The following is a 24,621-nucleotide window of genomic DNA, read 5'->3' on the forward strand; positions in this document are numbered from 1 at the left end:
TATGTAGTGGGCGGCGGGTCTTAGCGGGCGGCTTCGCTGAGGTGCTTGGTGCGGTGTGCCGTTGCGGGGTGCCCGTCCAGGGTGTACTTGTGGCCGGGGAAGAGCTTTTCGCGCAGGGTGACCGGTTCCTGGTCCTCCGGGCGTTCAGGGGCGACAATTCCCTGGGCGCGGAGCTCCGGCAGGGCAAGTTCAATGAATTCTTCCCAGCTGCCGGGCTTGGTGGTGTAGCTGAGGTTGACGCCGTCGACGTCGGCCTCGTCGCGCCAGCGGCGCAGTTCGGAAGCAACCGTTTCCGGAGAACCGACAATGGTGGAACCGGTGCCGCCGACGGCGAGGAATTCCGCGATCTGGCGCGGCGTCCAGTCCCGGTCCGGGTCGGCCTTGGAGAACATGTCCACCATGGACTGCCCCGCCTTCGTTCCGACGGACCGCAAGGGAGTATCGAGGTCGTACTCCGACATATCGATGCCGGTCCAGCCGCTGAAACGGGCCAGGATGCCGTCGATCGGCGCGTTGTCCACGGCCTTCCGGTACTTGGCCTGGGCTTCTTCATCGGTCGGTGCGACCACCACGGTGAGCAGGATGACGATCTTGACGTCCCGGGGATCGCGGCCGGCGTCTGCCACTGCCTGTCGGAGCTTGGCCACGGTGCGCTTGGCGCCCTCCACGGAGGTGCTCTGGATGAACACCGCTTCGGCGTGCTTGCCGCCGAACTCCATGCCCCGGGCGGAGGACCCGGCCTGGAACAGCACGGGGGTGCGCTGCGGGGAAGGCTCGCACAGGTGGAACCCGGGCACCGTGAAGTGCTCACCGGCGTGGTTGATCGGAAGCACCTTGGCCGGGTCGATGTATGTTGCCGATTCGGCGTCCCGGACGACGGCGTCCTCCTCGAAGGATTCTTCCCAGAGCTTGTAGACGACTTCCATGTACTCGTCGGCCATGTCATAGCGCTCCAAGGGGGTGAGCTGCTGTTCCTTGCCGAGGTTGCGGGCGGCGGCCTCCGAGTAGGAGGTCACGATGTTCCAGCCCACGCGGCCGGAGGTGAGGTGGTCCAGGGTGCTGAACTTGCGGGCCAGCAGATAGGGCGGCTCATAGGTTGCCGAGCACGTCACGCCGAAGGTGAGGTGCTTGGTCACGGCGGCCATGCCGCTGATCAGTACCGTCGGGTCATTGATGGGGAACTGCGCGGCGTCGCGCAGGGCCGCATCCCCGTTTCCGCGGAAGACATCGTGGTAGCCGACGTTGTCGGCGAAGAAGATGCCGTCGAAGCCGGCCTTCTCAAGCATCCGGGCGACGCCGGTCCAGTACTGGAGATCGGTATAGCGGTGGCCCTGATCGCCGTCGTTGCGCCATGACCCGGACGTCAGGTGGGAGGGGGCGAAGACATCAAAAGCAAACAGGCTCAAAGGTTCATTTTTCATGGCAGCGGTGCTTCCTTGGACTCGTGCCGGCAATGCGACAACTTCACTAACAACGTTCATAACTTGAACACTGCGTTCAATTTAGATTGTTACGTGGCTCACTGTCAAGGGGTGGGACGCAGATCCGCAAGTTCGTCGAGAACCCTTGACAGCCAATGTGGTGCGTGTCATATTTTTGATCACGACGTTCGAGAACTGAACGTATGAGCCTTGAATCTTCAGGCCATATCTTTTTCGCCGACTGCCCAGCCATCGGCCCCCCACTGGTTAGAAAAACACGAGAACAAGGAAGTCCATCGTGAATGCACCTGTCACACCGGCCCCCGGGCCGTCCTTGAAGTCACCGGCCGCCCTGGACCCCCAGAAGAAGCGGTTCCTGTACAAGCTCAGCGCGGTGATCGCCGGCGGCATGTTTATCGACGGCTTCATCCTGGGCGGCATCGGCCTGGTCATGCCGGCCTTGACCGCGGATCTGAACCTTTCCGCCACCTGGCAGGGGCTGCTCGGCGCCTCGGCCCTGATCGGCATCTTCTTCGGTGGTCCCATTGGCGGGGCCCTGGCCGACAAGGTCGGGCGCAAGCCGATGTTTATCGTGGACCTGGCCGTCTTCCTGGTTGGCTCTGCGGCCCAGTTCTTCGTGGCCGAGCCCTGGCAGCTGTTTGCGATCCGCCTGCTCATGGGCATGGCGATCGGCGCCGACTACGCGATCGGATGGCCGCTGCTTGTCGAATTCTCGCCCGCCAGGCTGCGGGGCAAACTCATGGCCTTCCAGGAAGTGGCATGGTACGTCGGTTATTTGCTCTCCTACGCGGTGGGCTACTTCATGTCCACGTCGCTGCACGCTGACTGGCGCATCATCCTGGGCATGAGCACCATCCCCTCGCTCATTGTGTTCCTCCTGCGTCTGGGCTCCCCCGAATCCCCGCGCTGGCTCATCAGCAAGGGCAGGACTGAGGAGGGCCTCGCCATTGCCCACGAATACATGGAGGAGGCCGACGTCCAGGACATGGCGAACGAAAAGCCGGCGCGGGCCAGGTTCAGCAAGCTCTTCTCCCGGCAATACCGCAAATCAACGATCTTCGTCTGCATGTTCTGGGTCTGCAATGTCACCCCGTACTTCGCAATCGCCACCTTCGCACCCATCGTGCTCGAAAGCCTCGGCGTTGAGGACGGATTGGCTGGTGCCCTGCTGCTCAATAGCGTGGTCGTCGCGGGTTCGCTGGCCTCGATGTACCTGATCGAACGGGTCGGACGCCGCAAACTGTCGATCCCGCCGATGTGGATTGCCGCCGTCGCACTGGTCATCATCGGCCTGTTCGCGCATGTCTCGCCCATGATCATCCTGATCTGCTTCATGACCTTCTCCTTCTTCAACGCCGTCTCCACGGCGCTGACGGGCGTGTACCCGGGCGAAGTTTTCCCCACGGAAATCCGAGGTCTCGGCGTCGGTTTCGCCGCCGCGTTCTCCCGGATCGGGGCTGCTGCAGGAACATTCATCCTCCCCATGTCGGTCGACAGCCTGGGCGTTGGCATCACCATGATGATCGCCGCCAGCATCTGCGCCCTGGGCGCCATCATCTCCCAGTACCTGGCACCCGAAACCAAGGGCCTCAGCCTCAGTGACACCTCAGCGCCGCTGGGCAAAGCACTAGTGAAGTAACTGCGTGCGGACACGGGCGCCTGGCCGGTCCAGCCGGTCAGGCGCCATTCCGTGGGCACCAAACGTCTTTTGACGAACAACAGGAGAAACGCATGAAGATCTACGGCGAAAGCGAACACCACAGCGGCCTTCCGACCCCGCGGCTGACTCTCGACGACGGACAGCCGCACCCGGGCGCCTGGGTCAGCTTCCGCGATCCGGCGGTGGTGGACATCCTGGCCGCCGAGGGATTCGACTGGATCTGCATCGACGGCCAGCATGGCGGCCCCGAGACCCACGAGATGCAGCCATTGATCGAAGCCGCACAGCTGTTCTCAGTGCCGTCCGTTGTCCGCGTTCCGGGCCACGACATGGGGACGATCGGCCGGGTCCTCGACGCGGGCGCAAAGGGAATCATCTTCCCCACCGTCGAAAGTGCAGCTGTCGCGACTGCCCTCATTTCCGCGTGCCGTTTCCCCCCGTTCGGGAAGCGAAGCTATGGCCCCACCCGGCGCAGCCCCCGCTACCCCAAGCCGGTTCCAGGCAATCGGCAGGACGACACGCTGTGCATCCTGATGATCGAAACAGCAGAGGGCCTGGCCAACCTCGACGCCATCCTGGCTACCGGACCCGACGCGATCTTCGTGGGACCCTACGACCTCTCCCTCAGCCTGGGCAGCACCCTGGAGCAGCTCACCAGCGAAGGGGAGGACGGCGTCCTGGCCGGCATCGCCCGCCGCTGCACAGCAGCAGGCGTCACGCCGGGCATCTACACGGGCGAACCGGAACTGTCCGAAAAAATGGTCGCCCTCGGTTTCCGCTTCATGCCCACGGCGTCGGACACCGGGCTGCTCGCCGTCGCAGCACGCAACGCCGTGTCAGCCTCGAAAAGACTGGCAGCAGCAAGGGCCACGAGCCATCCGTCGTCGCCGGCCGAAGTTGCCGCAGGATGACAACCCAGAAGACTCCACCCATGCCCTACGCCATGCAAATCCTCCCCCGGGCGGTCCCGAAGTCTTCAAGCGGATCGCCACCCCGCGCCCAGTCGCAGGGCCGGGACAGTTGTTGGTGCGGCGTCACCGCCGTCGGCGTCAACTTCATCGAGACGTACCAGCGCAAAGGTGTCTACGCTGTCGACTACCCCCTGGTTCCGGGCGTAGAAGCCGCCGGGATCATCGAGGAGACCGGCGACGGCGTCGCGGGGTTCTCCCCGGGCGCCAGGGTCGCCACCACGGAAGGCACCGGAAGTTACGCCGAGTACATGGTGCTCGACGCCGACAAGGCGTTTCCAGTGCCCGACGGCGTCCCTGACGATGTAGCCGCAGCATTACTCGCCCAGGGCATCACAGCACACTATCTGATCAATTCCAGCTACCGGGTTCAGCCCGGCGAAACGGTCCTGACCTACGCCGGCGCCGGGGGTGTCGGGAAGCTGTTGACCCAACTGCTCAAACATCGCGGGGCCACCGTGATCACCACGACGTCCACTCCGGAAAAGGCCCGTCAGGCCCGGAAGGCCGGCGCTGATCTTGTCCTTGAGTACGCGCAGGTTCCGGAGCGCGTGCGCGAGCTGACCGGCGGCCGAGGCGTCGACGTCGTGTATGACGGCGTCGGCAAGGACACCTTCGAAGGTTCCCTGGACGCGCTGCGTGTCCGCGGCACGCTCGTGCTTTTCGGCGGCGCCTCCGGGCAGGTGCCCCCGTTCGATCTGCAACAGCTCAATACGGTTCGTTGACCGTCACCCGCCCCAAGCTCGATGACTTCCTGCTCGATGCCGAGGAGCGGCGATGGCGGTCGCAGGAACTATCCGATTTGGTCACCGAAGGGATCCTGAAGGTCGAGATCGGCGCGCGTTTCCCGCTGGAGCAGGCCGGAGAAGCGCACGCTGCGCTGGAGTCGCGGACAACCAGGGCAAGGTCATTCTGGTACCAGGTGCGGACTCCGCCCATGTCAACGGACCGCGGACGTTCGCCTCACTCTGAGGCTCGGCAGCCCGAGAACGTCAGGCAGTGTCAAAGGATTGCCTTGGCGATCTCGTCCGCTGCCTGTCGGAGCCTCTCGACGGTGGCCGGCAGGCGGCCGGTCCTCAGGCGCTCACCCGGTCCGTTCGCCGTGATGACGCCTGTCAGGCGCCCGCTGATGTCACGTACCCCGCATCCGACCGTGAAAAGGCCCTCTTCGAGCTCGTTATCCAGCGTGGCATAGCCCTGCTTCCTGACCTCGTGAATTTCCCGGATCAGATCACTCCGCCGGTTAATGGTGTGGCGCGTGAAGCTCTCCAGCATGTCTGGCAAAACCTCTGCGATCTTTTCGTCGCTCAGTTCGGCCAGCAGGATCTTGCCCGTTGCACTTGCGTGCAGGGGATACTTTCGGCCGATGTACTGCTGGGGCACATTGAGGATCCGTGAACCGGAACTTTCTGCGACGAGGTCGTAGTCCAGGTCGCCGTTGACGATCGCGAAGCCAATCGACTCGTTGAGGTCGGCGGCCAGGTCATCCAGGATCGGCTGGAGGCGCGCCGCCAGCCCGGATATCGGATCAGCCAGACGCCCGAGGCGGGCGATCTCGAAGCCGAGTTTGTAGAGGTTGTCGTCGCGATCGACAAACCCGATCTGCTCAAGCGTCAGGAGCAGGCGGAAGGCGGTGGGGCGGGTCATCCCGACGGCCTGAGCAAGTTCAGTCACAGTGATCCCTTGCGGGTGACGCCCGAGTTCCCGGAGCAGGGCACCGGCTTTAATGACCGATTTGTTGGTCATATCCGTGGGTTCTTGCGCCAGCTCTTCTACGTCTGAGTCAGTCACTTCTACACCGTTCGTCGGGGGACTTATGGGCCGAGGACGCCTGTATCGTGTGTGCACGACGAAACAAGAGCCCTCTTTCCCATCCTAGGCCCCCAATTTGAATGTCGTGTTCATTTAGTTGGCTCGCTGGGCTTAACCTCCGATCCGCCGTTGGGCGGGATGGTCACTGGAGGGCTGCTTGACCGCAGCCTTACCGAAGGGCGCAGACGCTTCACTCAGGCTCAGCCCCCGGGTTTCCGGCGCCAGGAACTGGGAGACTACGGCTCCGATGATGCAGATGGCCGCGGCGAAGAGCATGGTGATTCCCGCGCCGAGTCCGTCCACGGACAGCGGGAGGATGAACGTTCCCGCCGCTGCACCGATGCGGGAGACGGCTGCGCCGAAGCCTACGCCGGCGCCCCGGATCTCCGTGGGGAAGACTTCGCCCGGGTAAACCCCGGTGAGTGCTGTCGAGACGGCGTTGGCGAAGGAGAAGGTCACGAAGCAGACCAGGATGACGAGCGGTGATACGTGCGCGAACAGTCCGATGATGACGAGGGCGACGGCGGCAGCCCACATGGGCGGGATGGAAAGCTTGCGGCGCCCGACCCGCTCGATGAGGAACATCGAGGCAAGGGAGCCAGCGACGACGACGCCGTTGAGGAGGAGGGCGCCGGCAAGGCCGTCTTCGACGCCCAGGCTCTCGAGCACGATGGGCGCAAAGGTCGCAATGGCGAAATATGGGGTGACATTGCAGACCCAGAAGACGCAGATGAAGATGGTTGCCCTGCGGTACTCCGGCGAGAAGAGCTTGCGGAAGCTCGTCTTTTCCCGCTTTTCAGCTTCCAGTTCACGGACGTCGGAAGGCTCCATGCACTCGTTGGCGATGGCCATGGCTTCGTCCACGCGTCCTTTGTTGAGGAGCCAACGGGGTGACTCGGGTGTGCCGAGACGCAGAAGGAACACGATGAGCGAGGGGATGGTGCTCATGCCCAGGATGACGCGCCAGTCGGCGTGGATCGCCCTGGACATGACATAGCCGATCGCGTAGGAACTCAGGTAGCCGACGTACCAGGCCACTTCCTGGAAGGCCAGCAGCTTGCCCCGCAGTTTGGCGGGTGAGAATTCGGCCAGCAACGGCCAGCCGATCGCATAGTCCGCGCCGATTGCCATCCCCATGACGAGGCGGACTACGAAGAGCTGCCAGGCCTCCCCCACGAAGAATTGTGCGGCCGAACCCATCAGGAAGACGGCCAGATCGACGATAAACATCGGCTTGCGTCCGACTTTGTCGGCCAGGTAGCCGCCGATCGGTCCTCCGAAGAAGATTCCAATGAGGGCCGACGCCCCGATCAGTCCCTGCCATGCGAAGGAGAGGTTAAGGTCGGCACTCAGGGCCGGCATGACCAGACCGATGCTTCCAAGGATGAAGCCGTCGATGTACATGCCGCCGGCGATGATGGCGCTGAGCTTGTAGATGAATCGCGTCTTGCGCGGATCCGGCGTCGTTCGCATCGTTTCGGACGGGCCATTGACCGGGTCTACAGGTGGATTCACGGTGAACTTCCTTGTTCTCGTGAGTATAAATCCCGGCATGGCCGTCAGGCGACTGCTTCCCTAAGACGTGACCAGAGGCTGAGGGACGCGGCTAGTCCGCCATGTCGGGGAAGAGCGCCCCCTCGTAATCCGCCATTGGACTCTGCACAGTCGCGGTCTGGACATTCTTTTCCATGGCCGGCGCGGTCTCTGCCGAGTTCCGGCCTCCTGCCCCGATCCTGTCCCGTCGTGTCATCACCGATCACACCCACAGCTAGAAGAAAATTGAACGTGACGTTCAATAAATGAACTACTTCTATTGTGACGCAGCTCACTCGCGCGCGCAATAGAGAAAATGAACTTCGTGTTCACTTTTTTGTCTACGATGCGCTCGTGCCATACCGACCCCTTGCGCGCGGGAAGTGACATATGTCATGATCCTTCTGCGTTCATCTGATGAACGGCACGCTCATTTTTGAGCGCCTCACATGTCTGCCGATAGCTTCAGAAAGGAAGCCATCATGACCACCGTCCAACGCCGCTTTTCTGTAGCCCTGCGACACCGTCGGGCCACCCGACATTGGGGCACCCAGTCCAGCCACGAGGCCGCGGTCGCCGAGGTCCGGCCCAGCGCACCGAGTTCCCGGATCACCGCGGCACCTTGGGAAGGGCTGTACCTGGAAGTCGACAAAGCCGCGGAAAGCGGCGTGGCGCCCGGCGCCTGACACATTCGCCAATGGCCCGACCGAAAGTAAACTCCGAAAGCCCAGCAGCTAACACGGTGGGCCCGCTTTTTGAAAGGACACCATGGAAGTGCTCTGGGAAATCGCCGGATGGGCAGGCGCGGCTCTGATTCTGACTGCCTATCTGGCCGTCTCCATGGGCTGGTTGAAGGCCGGCAGGCGCTTCCAGACGGCAAACCTCGTCGGCGCTTGTGCCTTCATTGTCAATGGCGCGGTCCACGAAGCATGGCCTTCCGTGGTCACGAACATCGCATGGTTCCTCATTTCCGCCGTTGCGCTTCTTCGCATGCGATCAGCGAGCCAGCCGCCCGTGCCGACTGCTGATGCTCCACAGTTTCCAGGCCTCCCCGACACGACCGGCCAGCTCGCTGTTATTGAGGTTCTGGCCAGTGCCGTGCATAGTGACGCCGACGGGCGTGCGCCCAAGCATCAGGCCTGAGCCCGCCTGCGCACTCGCAGCATTGACTTCCCTTCCCGGTCCCCGCCACCGACCGTAGGAGACTGCTGAAATCATCGCGGATCGGGCGCGTCGGCTGGACTCGTGTGCCTGATGGTTGAGTTGGGTTATGCAGGGACGCGAGGACGCGCAACGCGGGTATTAGATGTGGACGCGCTGGCCGGTAAGTTGTGGGCTCCGGTCGGCGTCTTCGCTTTTCTGGCCGAGCATCGGGGACGCCTGCTTCCGGGAGTGCGAGGGCGCTGCGCCCGTCCATTCCAGCGTTTTGTTCATCATCATGTTCATATGTAGGCTCCGCGACCAGCCTTACTCGACGGCGGCGGAGGTACATCAGGAACGCTGTTCCGGGGTTTCGGCCTCTTCCAGAGCACGGTGATGTGACCCCAAGGCAATTGTGCAACAGACTGTGGGACAAAGGCGGGTCGAAAGACAACTTCGCTAGCCGAGGCGGCCCAGCCCGGATCGATCTTCCGGTCCCAGATCAGCTCGGGCAGGAAACGGCGCACAGGTGCTGGTCCGCCGTGAAGGTGCATCTGGTCGAAGCACAGCTCGTCGCCAGGGATGTGCACGTCACGGGTGATGCCGACATAGCCGATTGCCCGCCTGGACGGACCGACCTGCGTGCCTGGGCGAACGCCTCGGCCATGCCGACTGCCTCGATGACGCTGTTCGCGCCAAAGTCATTGGTAAGCGCCTTGACCTTCTCCACGAAGGCCCCGCCGCGCGCGGCAAGGCCGTCGGTCGCCCCGAATTCCCGGGCGAGTGCCTGCCGGTCGTCGCGTGCTGGAAATGATGACCCGCTGCAAAGGAGGGCCACACACAATCGCTGCCGGGCTTAGCTTAGGTAGGAGTTGATGGGGCTGTTGTCGACGTAGATGCGCTGGTCGTTGAACTTTCCGTCGGCGATGGTGAAGATCGAGCAGGCCCTGATCGTCACCTCGACCCCGTCAAGGAAGCGCCAGGCGCTGTCGACCTCGAACACGACGACGCTGTTTTCTTCCTGCCAGACGTTGATCAACGGGTGGGCTAGGGATTCAACTTTGCCGCCGATCGCGGTCATCTGCGCCAGCACGACGTCCTTGCCCTTGACGGTCGGGGCGTTGGCGAAGGTGAGGGTGATGTCGTCGGCGTAGTAGTCGCCGAGGCGCTCGTAATCCTTCTTCTCCATGACGGCGAAGTACTCGGTCAGGAAGTCGACGGTGGTCTGGTCGGCACGGGACATGGTTGGTTCCTTACTGTGTTGTTTGTGCATGGAAAACTCGAGTGAGTGGTGGCTCAGACGGTTGAGTCTGTGTCGGGTGGCCTGATGGGCCCGCCCCCGGCACGGTGGTGGAAGGCCGGTGGTTCGACGACCAGCGCCGTCAGGGTATCCAGCTTGACCGGTTCGAGCGCGATGTCCGCGGCGGTGGCGTTCGCGCGAAGCTCATCGACGTTCTCGGGGCCGACGATCACGGAGGCGACGGCGGGGCGGGACAGCAGCCAGGCCAGGGCGACCTGGTACGGGCTTAAGCCCCATTCACGGCTGAGCCGGTGCACCTCGCGGGCCAGGGCGATCTCAGCCTCGGTGAACCCCGGTGCGCCGAATCGCTCGTCGCCGGAGACCTCGCGTCCGAGGACCGAGAGGTTTGCGAGAAGGCCGCCATGCAGCGGGGCATAGGGAATGATTGAGAGTCCGAACTGCTCGCACGCCGGTGCGAGCTCCCGCTCGGCGGCGCGGTCGATGAGGTTGTACTTCACCTGTGCGGCTACGGGAGCGGAGACCAGCCGGCGGTCGTCAGCGATCCACAGCGCGCGGGTGACCTGCCAGGCCGGGTGGTTGGACAGCCCGACGTAGCGGATCTTGCCCTGTCGGATCAGATCGTCATAGACGGCAAGCGTCTGTTCTGGCCGTGTGTCCGGGTCGATGTCGTGGGCGTAATAGAGATCGATGTAATCGGTCTGCAAGCGACGCAGGCTCGTCTCTACCTGATCGATGATGTGCCTGCGTGACAGCCCGCGGTCATTGAGCCCGAGCCCGACGATGCCATTGGACTTGGTGGCGATCACCATCTCATCACGGCGTCCGCGCAGGGCACGCCCGAGGATCCGTTCGGCCGGTTCGCGTTCCACGGCAGGCTTGGCTCCAGGCCGGTCGAATACGGGCATGTTGCCGTACACGTTTGCCGTGTCGACGAAGTTGATGCCAAGATCCAGCGCAGCGCCGACGACCCGGTCTGAGTTTTCCGCGGTCGGTGCGACCCCGAAAGTGGCGGTGCCCAGCGCGATCCGTGAGACCCTGACACCGGTCTGGCCAAGAAGTGAGTACTTCATCAACGTTCCTCGTCTCTTCCGATCAGGACCTGGTCTCGGCCGTCAGTGCCGAGACCGCATCCAGCTGTTCCTGGGTGAGCTCGACATCGGCAGCCGAAGCGTTGGCGCGGAGCTCATCGATCGTCTCGGCTCCGACGATGACCGAGGCCACGGCAGGCCGGGACAGCAGCCACGCCAGCGAGACCTGCTGCATTCCCAACCCCCACTCGCGGGCCAGCCGGTCGAGCTGGCGGGCGACCGCGATCTCGGACTCCGAATATCCGGGTCCGCCGTGGCGCTTGCCTCCGGCGATCGGTCGGTCCAGCACCGACAGGTCGGCCAACAGGCCACCATGCAACGGTGCGTAGGGAATGATCGACAGACCGAACCGCGTGCACGCGCCACTCAGCTCCCGCTCGACGCTTCGGTCCAGGAGGCTGTACATCACCTGCGCAGCCACGGGAGCGGAGACCAGCCGACGGTCATCGGCGATCCACAGTGACTCAGTCACCTGCCAGGCCGGGTGGTTGGACAGTGCGACGTAACGCAGCTTTCCCTGACGGATCAGGTCGTCGTAGGCGGCGAGTGTCTGCTCCAGCGGCGTGCTTGGATCAGGGAAATGCGCGTAATAGAGGTCGATGCGGTCCGTGCGCAGCCGCCGCAAGCTCTGCTCGACCCGCTGGATGACGTACCGGCGCGAGAGTCCGGCATCCGGGTCGAAGCGGCACTCCCCCGACTTCGTGGCCAGCACCACCTCGTCCCGATGACCGGCGAGGGCGCGGCCGAGGATGACCTCGGCGGACTCGCGCTCTGAGGCGGGTGGGGCACCGTAGACGTCCGCGGTGTCGAAGAAGTTGATGCCCAGGTCCAGGGCTGCTCCCACGACGCCATCAGCTTCGTGTGCGCTCGGCGCCACGCCGAAGGTCGCCGTGCCCACGCAGATGCGTGACACACGCACGCCGGTCGGGCCGAGAACGGAGTACTTCATCTAAAGGATTCCCATCTGCGAGTTTCGGGACTGGGCTGACACGTGCGGCGATCTGTCGGGACGTCCCGGGCGGCACGGGCCGTCTCACCTTAAACACTAACCGATCGGTTATATTTCAGCAATGTCCGTGAGAAAGTAGTGGCATGCCAGAAACCGCGCAGACCAGAACACGAGGCCCCTACCGAACAGGAATCCGCCGACGCGAGCAGCTCATCGGCATCGCCATGGACGTCTTCGGCGAACACGGCTTCGCCGGCGGCTCACTCCGCACGATCGCCGAGCAGGCAGGAGTCAACCACGCCACCCTGATCCAGCACTTCGGCAGCAAGGAAGGGCTGCTCACGGCCGTGCTGGACGAATGGGACCGACAGACCGTAGAAAACAGCCTGACCGACGTCAGCGGCCTGGACTACTTCCGGCGGCTGCCAGACGTCATGGCAGCCCACCGGGACAACCGGGGGCCGCTTGAGCTGTTCACGACCATTGCAGCCGAGGCCTCCAACCCGGCCCACCCTGCCCACGCGTTCATCACTCAGCGGTACGCCGCCAACCTGGGCACCCTCGCCGCGCACTTGCGCGAAGCCGTCGAGGCCGGGGACATCGCCCCCCTCGCCCCTAGGCAGATCGAAATCGAGGTGCGGCTACTCACCGCCATGATGGACGGCATCGGCCTGCAATGGCTCCTCAACCCCGAAACCAACATACGCGCCTGCGTCACAACCTGTGTCGAGCGCGCCATCGCCGCCTGGGGAGGCAAGTGATGCCCAGCATTGACACGGCCGCCGAGAATTGCGTGCGCCGCGACGCCACCGACCCTCATTTGGTCGCCAGGGAACTGAAGAATCAGGGTTGGCTGCCCGCCACACCCAACGATCAGCCTCCTCGAAGGCGTTGCACGCCGGGAGATCAAACCAAGTTGGACTACACCCAAACCTGACGTCAGACAGGTGCTCACGGCGAGCCAGGCCGGCCGTATGCCGGCACCATCGCCGCACCGACCGGGTCCTCGCCGAGCAGGGCATCACCATCCGACACGGGCTCTTCGTCGGGGACGAAATCTTCTCCCCGGACGCCGGCGAACAAGGCACCAGCCTCGCACTGCCCGTCAGCTCCACCCAGACCAGCGCGATCAACGCCGAGTTCATCTACCGCGGCAGCTCTATCCAACCCACCAACCGCATCACCCTCCCAACCCCCGGCCAGGAAGCAGCCAAGGCGACTGCCGTCGAACACCACATCGAAACCATCACATCCCAGCAAACCGATACTGCGCTGCAACAAGGCCGGAAACTCTGGGCTGACATGCTCGATTCCAAGACCTTCCCCAGTGATGACGATTGCTACGCGCTAGTTGCCAGCCTGCAGTTCCCGGCGATCCCGGACAGGCTCATCGCAGACAATCCCGGAGTGGACGAACAGCTGGAGCAATGGTCAGGGCAGGATTCAGCTACCTACTTGTGTGTCCCCGCCCAGTTCCTTTTCGCTACCCTCCATGAGCTCAGCCATCTTTTCCAACCGATCCTTGAAGGGCCGGGCATCGAGGAGCGGCTACTTCTTCGCGATGACGTTTTCCATTTGGGCCGGGCAATAGTACCGAGCAGATATGAAGATGAATTTGTAGCCCTGGTCGTGGCCCCAGGCACGGCGTGCCTCCGCAATCGTTGCGGCGGCGCCGGCCGGCCCTTCGGAAATGGACGGACACGCGGTGCGTGCTTGTTCCAATATGCCAGCGTCGGGGTTGTGAGCGATGGTGGGAGCGACAGTCCGCAGCCTCTGGAGAATTGCGGCGTCGTCTGTGCCTGAACCAGCGAGGAATTCAGGACAGAACGCGGCGGTTCCTGTACCCAGGATGAGCTGCATGTCGGTTTGGTAGGGTTTTGGCAGGCCAGTGGCAACCAATTTTATGGCCGCCTCCTCGAACAGATCTCCGCCCCGCATCTGGTCACACATTTTCTTTGCACTTGCCACGATTTCAACGTCTGTCTGACTCCGGACGGTACCGCTCACGGCCCGGTTGCGAACATACTCGATCCAGTCGGCGTGGCCTGTGTCTGCCTTGGCAGTAATAGGGGCTTGCGAGGATTGGCTGGGAGCAATCGTTGTCTTGGGCGTCGCTGCTGCCACCGCCGTTACCGTCGGCTCCGCCGTCACCGTGACCGTGGCCGCCGGCCCAGACGTGGCGGCTCCGGAGCAACCGGCCATGACCGGCATCATGGCACAGAACGCCCCAATCGAAAGTGCGCGCGTTGGCCGATGTAGTTTTGTCACTCGTACTCCCCCGTCAGATCACCGAATGCCAACTGTTGCATCCTGTCACTGTGGGTGTCATGAGTATCCTGTACTCGACTTTGCAGGCACCGTGCGGGTCACCTTGATGAGTACCCGCCGAGCCGAGCTGCAGCGCGCCGTGGCCGAGGGTTCCGGAGGCCTCAAGGCAAATGCTCATGAGGTATCAAAGTCTCCTGGCAAATAAGGAGCACCCACGGGCTACACCCACTACTTTCCGGACCTCACCGCCACGGCCGAGGTCATTGCCGAGTCGCGGAAAATCATCGCCGCCGCCGGGGTTACCATCTGCGGCCGGAACGGGCAGGGCCTGCCGATCATGAACGAGACCGACGGGGTCCGGCTGAACGGCTTTGAGGCTGCCGGAGAGGCTTATGAGACGTTCCATCTGCGCGGGACCAAGGACCCCAAGTACCCAGGCATGTCGGAGTTCTGCAAGACGGGGAACCGCCCCTATGAGGAGGCCGTCACGGCCATCCTGATCGCCGCCGCGGTGCGCGTGCTGCCCCTACCCGATGCTCGAGAACATCATCGAGGGGCATGACGAGACTTTCCCAGGAATTCCGGCGGCCGACCGGGCTGAACATGAGGATTTGATCCCGAGTCTCAGCAAGTCATGCAGTTCCAAGGGGACTGCCCCGGATTTCGTTGACTCTCGGGGTTCGCCGCCCTGGTCGGCGTCGCACCGATCCCCGCATCATCGGGAAAGACCTCCCGTCACCGGCTCAGCCGCGCCGGCGACCGGCAGGCCAACAAAGCCATCCACCACGTGGTCCTCGTGCGGATGCGCTACGACAGCAGAACCAGGGCCTACGTAGCCAGACGGCGTCAGGAGGGCAAAAGCACCAAAGAAATCATGCGCTGCCTCAAACGCTACGTCGCCCGGGAAATCTACGACCAACTCCGCCACCCGCGCCCCGCCCCCGACGCAGGAACTCTCCGGACAACACGCACAGCTAAGCACCTGACCCTTCAGCAAGCCGCCGACGCCCTCCACGTCTGGCCCACCGCCCTGTCCCGCCTGGAACGCGGACTCAGCCGGGATGATGTCTTCCACCAGCGCTACGAAACCTGGCTCAGAGAACATTGACGTGTATAGGAGCATCAATGTCCACACCCCGTTTGAGGCCCCTATCGAGTAGTTCACCAACCACCCCACATCTCTAATTCCCGCACGCTTGGCGCGGATACGCACCCAAGTTGACGTCATCCGGGTGGGCGCGGAGCGACAACGCGACTGTAACGGAGATTGAAGGTGGTTGCCATTGCTCACATAATTAGGCACCTGCCGAGCCCTAGCAATACTTTCTTGTTTACGCCGCGTCCTTCTCTCGCCCGTGGCAAGTCTTGCATGGGCGAGCTCCTGATTCGGTCGCTTCTTCAAGCGGAACTAACCTCGCTCCCGCCCCACGGCTAGCGCAGGAGGTTAAGTGATAAACCTTGCCCCCCGGCAGTTGGTAGACGAGGTCTGATTCGCTCAGTGATGCTTCAATGGCACCCGCGAACGTAGCAAAGCGTGCATCCGCGCGCATACCTTCAAGGAGTGGCCAGCGGAGTAAATCGTCACCGCTGATCCGGCCTGATTTGACCATTTCCGGCAGGAGGTCAAAGGCAGTGTCGTAGTCCTCGCTGAGGCAGGCTTTTGCCAGCTGAAAATCGACTTTCAAAGCTGAAACGTCCCAGTTTTCGACTTCCTTGGAAACTGCCTTGGCCTCCCCTAGCCCGCGCCGGGCCAGCCACAGATTCACGCGGTACAGATGCGCATTTTCCGCAGAGGCCGCGTGTTCTAGACCATGGGCACACAGTTGCTCGGCAGCGGCCCAACGTCGGCGAACGAGCATTTTGTAGGAGACGTCAAGGAGGCTGCTGTCAGGGCGGCCCTTACTGTGTGCGAACTTCCGCCAAACGCTAATAGCCAACGAGTAACCAAGAACAAGCAACTGATCGATGGCCGAACGTACATACTCTGCATCAGATATGAGCGGCTCATCGACAACGATGCCGGTTTGTTTGGTCACGTTGAGGTACTTTTTAGTCGCCCGGCCGCCGTTATGAATAATTGCGTGTCGGCGTTCAAATACCTCTTCAGCAGTGGCCCAATCGATAGCAAGATCGGTGAAGTCGAAGTTGAGTCGGTCCTTATAAAACTTGCGCCACCCAGCGATGCTGCCATGAAGGAGCCCATCTACACGCGAGGCAATGGCAGATTCAACGGCGTCCTCTATGCTGCCCAGCTTCTTCAAATCGCCCAGGGAAAATTCTTTCTCCCGCTCTCGCCCCGCTTCCAGCGCCTGTGGCGCCACCCGGAAGTAGTGCGTGGTCAATTCTCCCAGCACTGACTCGAGCCCGCTGATAATCATGGTGATCTGAGAGTTATTGAGGATAGTGAGCTTTGGTTTATATGTAGCTTGCTTGTATAGAAGATAAACGAGCCCGGGTTGCCATGACTTGTCTTGGTAGGACGCGTAGAGGGTGCCAATAAGCGCACCCACCGGCTTGGGCTCTTCAACAAATAGATGCTTGTCGAAGAACACCTCGATCTCACTGATGTCATCCCGACTGAAAGTGTGTTCGCTGCCCGCGAGAATAGTTTCAACATCCCGCGCCCGATTGTCGAGATGTTCAACATGAGGGGCCAACTCGTCGAGCAAATCGGATACCGACTCAAGGTACTCGACGAAATCCTGGCATATCTGGCTGAACCGATAATCTTGCCGCTCTTCTGGACTTGGCCCTTGGTCCTCCTCAACCTCTGCTTCGTCCAGTACTTCTTGGGAGTCCCCACGCTCGCTGTTCATCCCGTTAGACTAGCGGATGCTACTGACACGTCCTGGCATACCGGAGGATCAGCCTGGCAGCACCTGACGTCGTCATCGCATGCGGGTGATGGCACTCTGATTTTCATGACCCTGCCACGAGGGCGCGAATTTCAGCCCCCAGGCACCCGAAACTGCGGAGGCCATATCACCGGGTCGTATTCCACACTCGCACTGGCTACGCGAGAAGTATGAAGACATCAATAGATTCCGTCGCAAGTATTTCCTTGAGTTCTCCGACCTTATCCAGCTACGCCGCCCCGAAAATCTTGCCGGCGTCCCAAAGCGAGTCCCCTTCGACTGGGCTGCCCTCCCGTGCGGACCTCGCACAGGTTTAGACAAACTTTCGTGGCAGCCGGGGGCCCCGAAAACGCTCAAGGACATTCACCCCCGTGTCACTTATCACCGTGACTGCTGTAGTGGCGCAGTTCAATCAAGATCACAATGTGAAACTCGCCTGACTAGACCTTCGCCGGCCCAGCGTATCGAGCAAGAACTCAGTGATGGTAACAGTGCTGTTCAATGCCAGACGAGCGTGCGCCTCTGTAGCAATGCTCTCGGTCGTGCGCCCATGCCCTGTCCCAATCTCGTTGCGCAACTCAACAACACACTGCACCGTCGTCGCCAGAGTACGGAATAGCTTTTGAACGGATTGGCAGGCCTTGCTGCTGCCGGAAACGCTCTCGGCATTGATCCTTAGTGATTCCCCCACCTTTTTGTACAAGTCGGGTGAACCGTCCCGGGAATCATGCCGCCTGTTTGTTGGCGGCGTCGTCGGGTAACGAGCCGATTTCTCGAGCATAGTATGCCTGCTCGAATTCCTCGGGCGTCTGGTGCCCGAGGGAGGAATGGAGGCGCTGGTTGTTGTACCAGTGGACCCACTCGAAAACGATCTCCATCACATCGGTTTCGTTCTTCAACGCCCCCGTGCGGAACGGTGAATCCTTCGCGACGGCCTCATTCTTGAACAGCCCCATCACGGTCTCCGCGGCAGCATTGTCATAGGCATCACCGACGCTGCCAATGGACGGCTGCAGGCCCTCCAGGGCCAGTGTGTCGGTGTACCGGATGGAGGTATATTGGCTGCCCGCATCGGAATGATGGATCAGTCCCGCCGGCACGGGCCGGCCGGTCTGCTCCCGCCGCCACAGGGCCATCCGCAGGCAGTGTTCGACGAACGCCGTGTCCTTGACGGTTGAGGTTTCCCAGCCGACGATCGCCCGGGAGTACAGGTCGATGACCAGGGCGACATAGACGAATCCCGAGTACACCGGGACATACGTAAAATCCGTCACCCAGACCCGGTTCGGGGCCGGGGCGGTGAAGTCCCGGTCCAGCAGGTCGCCGGCGCGGCGGCCATCCTTGCCGGGGACCGTGGTGCGGGTCTTGCGACCCCGGACGAGGCCGTTCATGCCCTCGTCGCGCATGAGCCGGTCCACGGTGTGTTTGGAAGCTTCGGGGAAGCCGTTACGGCGCAGCCACTGCGTCATCTTCCGCCGCCCGTAGATGATCTCGGGCCGGGGGCGTCCCTTCGCGTCGGGGACTTTCAAGCTGCGCAGCGCGTCGGTGATTCGTGCGTCTTCGATGGTGCGCAGGGCAGGCAGGCGCTTCTTCCACGCCCGGTAGGTTCGTGCGGCGACCTGCACGCCCTGCTCCCGCAGGACGGCGCAGATCGACTCGACCGCATAACCAACAGCGCGCATTTCGTCGATGAACCGACAGATCAGCGGCGGCGAGGGTCGAGCTCCCTCGCGAAGAAAATCGAGGCCTGTTTCAGGATCTCGTTGGACTCCTTCAAGTCCCGCACCTCAGCCCGAAGCCGCTTGATTTCCTCCAGCTCGTCACTGCTCGGTCCGGTCTTCTCGCCGGCATCGACCTGGGCCTGGACAACCCAACGACGCAGCGATTCTGCACCGACTCCGAGCTTCGGCGCGAGTGCCTTGCAAGCGGCATAAACAGACGGGTATTCGGACAACCTGTCCAGGGTCATGCGCACTGCACGGTCACGGACCTCGGGAGGGAACTGCTTGGGCATAATCACTATCTTTCTCAAAGAAGATAGCGGCATCAAACCCGGGACGGTTCATCCTGACGAACTTGCGCGACATGAAGAGTTCATTGTCGTCCGGCATGATGCTCCTCCTTACTCTGTGGCTCATTTTCGGAAACACCGTAGCTAAGGTGGACCAAGGAGATTCCCTAACGGGCAACATCAGGCGCTTGATGGACTATCTCGGACCGGCCGGGTCGCTCGGATTGATTGCTTTCGTCGGCTATCTCGTGGGCATGGTTCTTTCGCTCGACCGGGCGGTCATGTACCTGCTTTTGGAGCGCAAGTGGAAGAAGTCGGGTCCTCCCGTCCTTCTCGTGTCTGCCACCAGTTATCAGCGGCTGTCAAAAAAACTCACCGCTGAAATCAGGGCCGCGCTGGACAAGGCACCAGCCGGCGTCGTCTTGAAATCGACAGTTTCTGACGCCGACCGGACGCGAGATCGGCTTACCTCGATGAATCTTGATGAGATTGAAGTAGAGACTTATCTTCACAACCAGATCGTGACATCCCTGATAGATGACTTGGACATTGTGGCTGTCCAACTACACTCGAAGCACGACAAGGCGTACGACCAGTACGACAAGGCCAAGTCTGAAGCCGCTTTTCGGGCTGCTCTCGTCTTTCCCTCTCTGCTGCTTGCCTTCGTTCTGGCCGCCCGCCTGATAAGCGAGGATCAATTGATGCTCGCCCTCGTATTAGGGGTGGGCATCGGAATCGCTGCATTGTTACTACTGCGGGAGGCTGCGAAAAAACGTGCGGAGGCAAACGAAGAACTCTTCAATGCCTTCATCGTCGGGCATATCGTGTATGCCCCCGTTCTGACCCTTTCAGAAATCGCACAAGGCGCTCTCAAACCTGAAGCCATAGCCAACACTCACGTAGCCTCACCCGTGGGCAGGATCATTCGTCGCTAACTCCGAGTCCAGAACATGCAACTACAAGGACCAGAGCCCTCACATAGCTCTGGTCCTTTGTGGTTTCACCACCAGTGGCCCACATCCAAACGGGACTGGTTTCACGTTGACCGGGACTGTGGGGTGCTATCGATTGACGTCTCGTCAAGAAACAGCACCCTGCGGTTCCCGTCGGGTGCCTTGCAACTGGCCGCCGTCGTAGTCCGCAGCAGGAAGGGGGCTTGCCGCGTAGTCGGGCCGAGCTAACTTCCTTGCCTTTGAGACTGGAGCTTGGTGTTGATGTATTTTGTGCGCGCTTCAGTGAGCATGCGAGTGAAGTCAACTGTGCGTTCCTGGGCCCTCCCCGCCTCCCACGCTACGACAGCCTCTTGGAAGCCCTCAGCCAGTGCTTCTAACCGTTGAGGAGAACCGGTCACAGGACGCATGTTTCGATGCTCCAGGCTCGACTCGAAGACAGCATCGCGCACAATAGTCCGCCAAAGTCTGAGCTCAGTTCGAAGCGGCTCATCAGTTAGTTCGAACGTCCATCTGATGATTGCGACGGAATACTGCCGTGCCATCGTCAAAGCCTGAGAGTCTGCATATTCCTCAGTGACCCGCTCAAGGGTAGCCACTGCATCAGCGGCGGCCGCAAGCGCTCGGCCCCTACTGGCCTCATCAGAATTGGCATCGAGCTGCTCACGAAGAGCTTCGTCCTGGGAAGCGAGTTGCTCGTAAAACTGCTTTCTTTGTGCCCTGAGCTGCAGCTCCAGCCGTTCTTCGTCGGACCTGGCCTGTGCCGCGAACTGGCGTCGCTGCAGCACAAGAGTCCGCTTGAAAGCAATGTACGCGATTCCGGCACTCAACCCAGCACCGATGAACCCGCTGAGCAGAATAGCCCACTGGCCTCGGGTGAACCCAATGAACGGGTCCGGAATGCCTTGATCCAGGCGAATGCCCTGCACCGTCATCCACCAAGCAAGGACAACAACAAGGATCCATGCCAGCGTCAACCTCAAGAACTTCACAGCGCGTCACCGCATACGAAAACATTCACCCCCGGATCCTATATGCGGAGAGCCGATCGGCTGCATCTGAGAAAGGAGGAATTACCGCGCATTAATGCGAGGAGGACTATGAAAGGCTAGGCGCTCACACGATTCCTGGGCCTCGGAAACAGTGGGAGGGCGCGGATCATGCCGCATCCGGGCCAGTTCGGGCAGGTTTACTCGCCCGTCCGGGATGGAGAATGTGGACATTGTCCACACTCTCTCTTTGTCCGACCTGTAGGTTCGATGCCGAGGGCGAGGCGGACCCAACCCACGGGCCACAGGATGGCAACTGGAAGTCCCGATTTCAGCGCTGGGCTACGGCAAAGATCTTTCTTCGTTATCCCTCCTTCACCTCTGAACAACATGACCTGCTCGTCAAAAGCAACGCCGACGCAAGGCTGTAACACGGCCAACTCTTGTGCACGTCAGGGGTTTTCGCCGGACAAGAGTTTACGACGAGGTGTTCCGCCGGGAGACGGCCGTCGCCAGGGTGCTCTTGGACTGACTGTTCGTAGTACAGAAGGGAGTTCCGTGGCAACGGCGCCCCTCCCCTTGATGATCGACGTCGGTGCCCGGCTTACGACGCCGGAACCACATCCTGCGGGATCGTCCGGTGCAGGGCTGCCAGTATCTTCTCAGGGCGAGTAATGACTGCCGAGAGATTTACGAACAAGCAGCGCCACACGTCGTCGGCCCCTTTATCGCCCACTGTCCCGGCTCCTGAAAGTGCCGTGCAGTATTTTTTCCGGAGTGCGGGCGAGACACCTTTGAGGTAATGCTCAGCCACGAGTCGGGACATGGTGGCCGGTACAGACCTAACCGACGAAACAGGTGCTTTGACTCGAGTAGGAGTTTGACCGAGTTTGCGTTCGATCTCTGCCGAGAGCGACTCGCGACCATGAAGCGCCTGCAACTGTCTGTCCGATGCTTCCCGGAGGCTACGTAAGTCGTCAAGCATCCCAGGGGCTGGATCCTCAACAAGACCCTCCACGGGCAGGCTTATGCGCTGAGTCGATTTGATCGCTTTGCGGGCGACGGCAAGCGAGATGCTACCAACCGACTCGTGAGCATTCAGGTACTGGATGCCATCAACCTCCATGTCGCGAAGCTCCGACTGCGTGATCTTATCGGCGAATTCGTCCTTCTGAACCTCGTTCTTGAAAATCAATTCGTCCTTCAACTCCACCCTGTAGAGATTGAACCGCAAGTGTCGCTCGTCCCGCTGCTCCATGCGGCGGAGCATTGCTTCAATCGCGGCTTCGTAGGTACCGAGGTGCAAGGCCTGGTCTTCCTTGGAACGCTTGATTTGTTCAAATTGCTCTTGGGTCGAGAAACGGCTGAAGGACACTTCATCTTTCGCTGACCATTTGAATGAGACTGCTGGCCACTCGGGTTCAACCGATGTGTGGTACCACGCTAGTTGGTGGAGTTCCTTGGTGGCAGGCACCTTTGGATGGGGCCGAACGACAGAACCTGACCCCGCGGTCAATTTTCTACCGCAAACGTGGCATACAGACGACTCCGTGTCTTCGGCCGAGTAATACTGATCAGACGAAAACTCGATGCCTTGCTCGCAATTCTCGGGAAGGCCGCATCCTCGGCAATTGAAGTTGATTGGTCTCTCAATAAGCATGAGTTCAATTATCTCAGCCACTTGACGGCGGTGTTCGGTTTCCGGGGATGTCGAACATGACCACGTGACGGTCGCCCGCACGGCTACTACCATCAATCGTGGTGTGTACGACACTACCGGCCAGGTCGTCCAGATTGGTGGCACCTGACGCAGGGGTGCGTAGGACTACGAGGAACCCGATCTTGATGTCAGTGTTCCCGTATGCCGCGGTCTGCCGGATGTACTTCGGCTTGTCTTCAAGTGCGACATGCGTCGTGTCGACCTTGAGTTCGGCGACTAGGGTAAACCCCTCAAACGCGAATTGAATGTCGGTGCGTCCCCCGGCAACGCTCTGCACTTCGGACTTGGCGCGCTGGCGAAAGTGGTTGGACCATAACCACCCGAGGAGGTGGCTGTGCAGTTCGGATTCCGCCACACGAGCCTTGAACAACCACGGTTCTTCAGACTTCTGAGCGTTGGTCATCGAGGCTACGTACAACGTGAGGGCCCTGATGACGCGGGTGACGGCATCTGCCACGTCTCCCTTAAAGTCGTCACTGCCATGCAGTTTCGTGACGATGTTCGTGATGATCGCTTCCACGGTGAGGTCGGGTTCAGTACGGGAGATGTGTTGGTACGTGGCTATGGCTGTTGCGACTTCTGCAAGGTCGCCGGCAGTAAGTGTGCGAGCGATCTTACCGGCCAATTCAGCTCGGCCTTCCAACAGGTCAGCAAGCAGCGGCGGGACGACTACCTGCTCGTCGTCTTTTCCCGGCGGCTCGCTGACAAGCAGGCGTTCACGGGCCGCTTCGAGAAGGACTCGTACGCCTACGAGCCGACGATCGCGATCAGCGTCATCTGGCGCAGCGCATGCTTGATGCTGCAGTGCGTCCGCGTGGTCGCTCAGATGCCGCAGTAGGGTGGCGCGTTGAACAAACCCGCCCTCGATGGCGGGACGGAGGACCTTTCGGACGATTCCCACACCGTCGCGGTGGCTGCCGAAATCATACGAGTGCGATGCATCGTAGATGGCTACGATGCGGTCAACGACAACAGCGACTTCGTAGAACACGTCGCGGTCAATCTGGTCGCCCAGCCATGTGAGGTCCTCGGCGAGACTAACCCAGCTGGCAACGACCACTTGCTTGCGGTTTCCTGCCCAGTGGCCGAGGCCGGACGAGTTGACAGCATACCGCTCAGCGTCGCGCCGCAGCGCTGTCAACGCGTCAGCCTCGAATATGAACGCTCGGGTGGGAACCGTACCACCGGCGGCTGCAATTGCCATCAGGTGTTCGAGATGGCCGAGCACGCGGTTAAGGATGTTGGCGTCTTCGCGCTCATCTTCAATCCCTAGGAGTCGAGCACGTGCGGCGCTGAAGTGCGTAAGGGCTGCGGTTGCAGTGCTCGACCGGAGTGCTCGGAGAACCTCGATGTTGGCGGCCGTCCATTCAACATCATCATCAACAATGCCCCCGTCCTCTGTTACTTCCTTCAAGACCTCAACAACGTCGTCAACTCCGTCCCAGTGGTCGTAAGCAGCGGTAATGCTTCGCAAGACGGCTCGCGCATAGCGAGGAGGCTGGACGCCCTTAATATCGCTAAGCAGCGCCAGAACCTTGAACCGCGAGCCGTGCCCGTCAAGAGCAAGACGTGTCAGCACTTCGAGCGCCTCTCCGGCGCGAACCACATCCCCAAATGTGCCAGGTAGTCCCTGGCTGTCTGGAGGGCCTGCCAGCGATAGACAAGCGTCAGCGAGCCTACTACCTGCGACATCGAGGAACTCTGGGGAGCCACACATGGTCTCAGTGACCAACGCGAATGTCATGGGGTCCTGCGTCTCTGCGACTACCTCCACCAGAGCGTGTGTAGTCGCGATGCAAGCCGGGTCGGCGGGGTCGAGGTCCCGGCACACGATGTTGGCGACCACGTAGAGCATAGGGTCGTCGGTAAGCGTAGCCATAGCTTCAGCCAATGCATCCCAGCCACCGATGTCCGCAACGATGGAGGTTCGTGGTTCCCGCCCATTCAAACACGAGCGCAGACGCCCGATGGTGTC

At 61.4% G+C, this 24,621-nt stretch carries 22 protein-coding genes and 3 pseudogenes; 9 read left to right on the forward strand and 16 right to left on the reverse strand.

The window, feature by feature from the left end; genetic code table 11:
* Positions 1-20: 20 nt before the first annotated feature.
* Complete coding sequence (locus tag ACVWZ7_RS02545) at positions 21-1,406, reverse strand: LLM class flavin-dependent oxidoreductase (RefSeq protein ID WP_456506873.1); 1,386 nt, start codon at positions 1,404-1,406, stop codon at positions 21-23.
* Positions 1,407-1,719: 313 nt separating this feature from the next.
* Here ACVWZ7_RS02545 and ACVWZ7_RS02550 point away from each other — a divergent pair, with 313 nt between their 5' ends.
* From ACVWZ7_RS02550 to ACVWZ7_RS02560, 3 genes and pseudogenes are all read left to right on the forward strand, one after another.
* Positions 1,720-3,081: an MFS transporter gene (locus tag ACVWZ7_RS02550; protein ID WP_456506874.1), complete on the forward strand. Its 1,362-nt coding sequence runs from the start codon at positions 1,720-1,722 to the stop codon at positions 3,079-3,081.
* A gap of 92 nt (positions 3,082-3,173) precedes the next feature.
* Positions 3,174-4,013, forward strand: coding sequence for an HpcH/HpaI aldolase family protein (locus ACVWZ7_RS02555; RefSeq protein WP_091252548.1), 840 nt, complete (start codon positions 3,174-3,176; stop codon positions 4,011-4,013).
* Between the two features lie 73 nt (positions 4,014-4,086).
* A pseudogene (locus tag ACVWZ7_RS02560) lies at positions 4,087-5,042 on the forward strand (quinone oxidoreductase family protein).
* Between the two features lie 30 nt (positions 5,043-5,072).
* Here the strand turns inward: ACVWZ7_RS02560 and ACVWZ7_RS02565 are convergent.
* Entirely contained in the window at positions 5,073-5,861 is a 789-nt protein-coding gene (locus ACVWZ7_RS02565) for an IclR family transcriptional regulator (RefSeq protein ID WP_456506875.1), read from the reverse strand.
* Positions 5,862-5,993: 132 nt separating this feature from the next.
* Positions 5,994-7,397: an MFS transporter gene (locus ACVWZ7_RS02570; protein WP_456506876.1), complete on the reverse strand. Its 1,404-nt coding sequence runs from the start codon at positions 7,395-7,397 to the stop codon at positions 5,994-5,996.
* A gap of 500 nt (positions 7,398-7,897) precedes the next feature.
* Here ACVWZ7_RS02570 and ACVWZ7_RS02575 point away from each other — a divergent pair, with 500 nt between their 5' ends.
* Both ACVWZ7_RS02575 and ACVWZ7_RS02580 read left to right on the forward strand, forming a co-directional pair.
* Complete coding sequence (locus ACVWZ7_RS02575) at positions 7,898-8,101, forward strand: hypothetical protein (RefSeq protein WP_456506877.1); 204 nt, start codon at positions 7,898-7,900, stop codon at positions 8,099-8,101.
* Positions 8,102-8,183: 82 nt separating this feature from the next.
* On the forward strand, positions 8,184-8,558 hold the full coding sequence (locus tag ACVWZ7_RS02580) for a CBU_0592 family membrane protein (RefSeq protein WP_456506878.1): 375 nt from the start codon (positions 8,184-8,186) through the stop codon (positions 8,556-8,558).
* Positions 8,559-8,717: 159 nt separating this feature from the next.
* Here ACVWZ7_RS02580 and ACVWZ7_RS02585 read toward each other — a convergent pair whose 3' ends face one another.
* The 5 genes and pseudogenes from ACVWZ7_RS02585 to ACVWZ7_RS02605 form a co-directional block, all read right to left on the reverse strand.
* Positions 8,718-8,855 (reverse strand): hypothetical protein, encoded by a 138-nt coding sequence (locus ACVWZ7_RS02585; protein ID WP_456506879.1) that lies wholly within the window; start codon positions 8,853-8,855, stop codon positions 8,718-8,720.
* Between the two features lie 176 nt (positions 8,856-9,031).
* Positions 9,032-9,351: pseudogene (locus tag ACVWZ7_RS02590) on the reverse strand (zinc-binding dehydrogenase); the annotation flags it as partial.
* Positions 9,352-9,411: 60 nt separating this feature from the next.
* A complete protein-coding gene (locus ACVWZ7_RS02595) occupies positions 9,412-9,798 on the reverse strand; it encodes a nuclear transport factor 2 family protein (RefSeq protein ID WP_456506880.1) in 387 nt (128 codons plus the stop codon).
* Positions 9,799-9,851: 53 nt separating this feature from the next.
* Positions 9,852-10,886, reverse strand: a complete 1,035-nt coding sequence (locus tag ACVWZ7_RS02600) for an aldo/keto reductase (protein WP_456506881.1) — start codon at positions 10,884-10,886, stop codon at positions 9,852-9,854.
* A 22-nt stretch (positions 10,887-10,908) separates the two neighbouring features.
* Positions 10,909-11,853, reverse strand: a complete 945-nt coding sequence (locus ACVWZ7_RS02605; protein ID WP_456506882.1) for an aldo/keto reductase — start codon at positions 11,851-11,853, stop codon at positions 10,909-10,911.
* A gap of 143 nt (positions 11,854-11,996) precedes the next feature.
* Here ACVWZ7_RS02605 and ACVWZ7_RS02610 point away from each other — a divergent pair, with 143 nt between their 5' ends.
* Positions 11,997-12,614 carry a TetR/AcrR family transcriptional regulator gene (locus ACVWZ7_RS02610; protein ID WP_456506883.1) on the forward strand — a complete coding sequence of 206 codons (618 nt, stop codon included), beginning with the start codon at positions 11,997-11,999 and terminating at the stop codon, positions 12,612-12,614.
* Between the two features lie 190 nt (positions 12,615-12,804).
* Here the strand turns inward: ACVWZ7_RS02610 and ACVWZ7_RS02615 are convergent, their stop codons facing one another.
* On the reverse strand, positions 12,805-13,134 hold the full coding sequence (locus ACVWZ7_RS02615) for a hypothetical protein (protein WP_456506884.1): 330 nt from the start codon (positions 13,132-13,134) through the stop codon (positions 12,805-12,807).
* 267 nt (positions 13,135-13,401) lie between these two features.
* Positions 13,402-14,121: a DUF732 domain-containing protein gene (locus tag ACVWZ7_RS02620; protein WP_456506885.1), complete on the reverse strand. Its 720-nt coding sequence runs from the start codon at positions 14,119-14,121 to the stop codon at positions 13,402-13,404.
* A gap of 337 nt (positions 14,122-14,458) precedes the next feature.
* On the opposite strand from ACVWZ7_RS02620, the gene ACVWZ7_RS02625 reads away from it, so the two are divergent.
* Both ACVWZ7_RS02625 and ACVWZ7_RS02630 read left to right on the forward strand, forming a co-directional pair.
* Positions 14,459-14,683 carry a hypothetical protein gene (locus ACVWZ7_RS02625; protein ID WP_456506886.1) on the forward strand — a complete coding sequence of 75 codons (225 nt, stop codon included), beginning with the start codon at positions 14,459-14,461 and terminating at the stop codon, positions 14,681-14,683.
* 111 nt (positions 14,684-14,794) lie between these two features.
* Positions 14,795-15,229 (forward strand): annotated as a pseudogene (locus ACVWZ7_RS02630) (transposase); the annotation flags it as partial.
* 223 nt (positions 15,230-15,452) lie between these two features.
* Here ACVWZ7_RS02630 and ACVWZ7_RS02635 read toward each other — a convergent pair.
* The 3 genes from ACVWZ7_RS02635 to ACVWZ7_RS02645 form a co-directional block, all read right to left on the reverse strand.
* Positions 15,453-16,937 carry a hypothetical protein gene (locus tag ACVWZ7_RS02635; RefSeq protein WP_456506887.1) on the reverse strand — a complete coding sequence of 495 codons (1,485 nt, stop codon included), beginning with the start codon at positions 16,935-16,937 and terminating at the stop codon, positions 15,453-15,455.
* A 457-nt stretch (positions 16,938-17,394) separates the two neighbouring features.
* Positions 17,395-17,757, reverse strand: coding sequence for an abortive infection family protein (locus ACVWZ7_RS02640; protein WP_456506888.1), 363 nt, complete (start codon positions 17,755-17,757; stop codon positions 17,395-17,397).
* Positions 17,702-18,990, reverse strand: a protein-coding gene (locus ACVWZ7_RS02645) for an IS3 family transposase (RefSeq protein WP_456509054.1) whose coding sequence is annotated in 2 segments (ribosomal slippage) — positions 17,702-18,717 and positions 18,717-18,990 — 1,290 coding nt in all. Because the reading frame shifts where the segments join, the coding sequence is not laid out codon by codon here. Before ACVWZ7_RS02645 ends, ACVWZ7_RS02640 begins: the two co-directional genes overlap by 56 nt.
* A gap of 62 nt (positions 18,991-19,052) precedes the next feature.
* On the opposite strand from ACVWZ7_RS02645, the gene ACVWZ7_RS02650 reads away from it, so the two are divergent.
* Complete coding sequence (locus tag ACVWZ7_RS02650; protein ID WP_456506889.1) at positions 19,053-19,922, forward strand: hypothetical protein; 870 nt, start codon at positions 19,053-19,055, stop codon at positions 19,920-19,922.
* A gap of 242 nt (positions 19,923-20,164) precedes the next feature.
* Here the strand turns inward: ACVWZ7_RS02650 and ACVWZ7_RS02655 are convergent, their stop codons facing one another.
* The 3 genes from ACVWZ7_RS02655 to ACVWZ7_RS02665 form a co-directional block, all read right to left on the reverse strand.
* Positions 20,165-20,914, reverse strand: a complete 750-nt coding sequence (locus ACVWZ7_RS02655) for a hypothetical protein (RefSeq protein WP_456506890.1) — start codon at positions 20,912-20,914, stop codon at positions 20,165-20,167.
* 616 nt (positions 20,915-21,530) lie between these two features.
* Positions 21,531-22,400 carry a hypothetical protein gene (locus tag ACVWZ7_RS02660; RefSeq protein WP_456506891.1) on the reverse strand — a complete coding sequence of 290 codons (870 nt, stop codon included), beginning with the start codon at positions 22,398-22,400 and terminating at the stop codon, positions 21,531-21,533.
* A gap of 199 nt (positions 22,401-22,599) precedes the next feature.
* Positions 22,600-24,525 (reverse strand): hypothetical protein, encoded by a 1,926-nt coding sequence (locus ACVWZ7_RS02665; protein ID WP_456506892.1) that lies wholly within the window; start codon positions 24,523-24,525, stop codon positions 22,600-22,602.
* Positions 24,526-24,621 lie beyond the last annotated feature (96 nt).

Source organism: Arthrobacter sp. TE12232, from assembly GCF_054062615.1.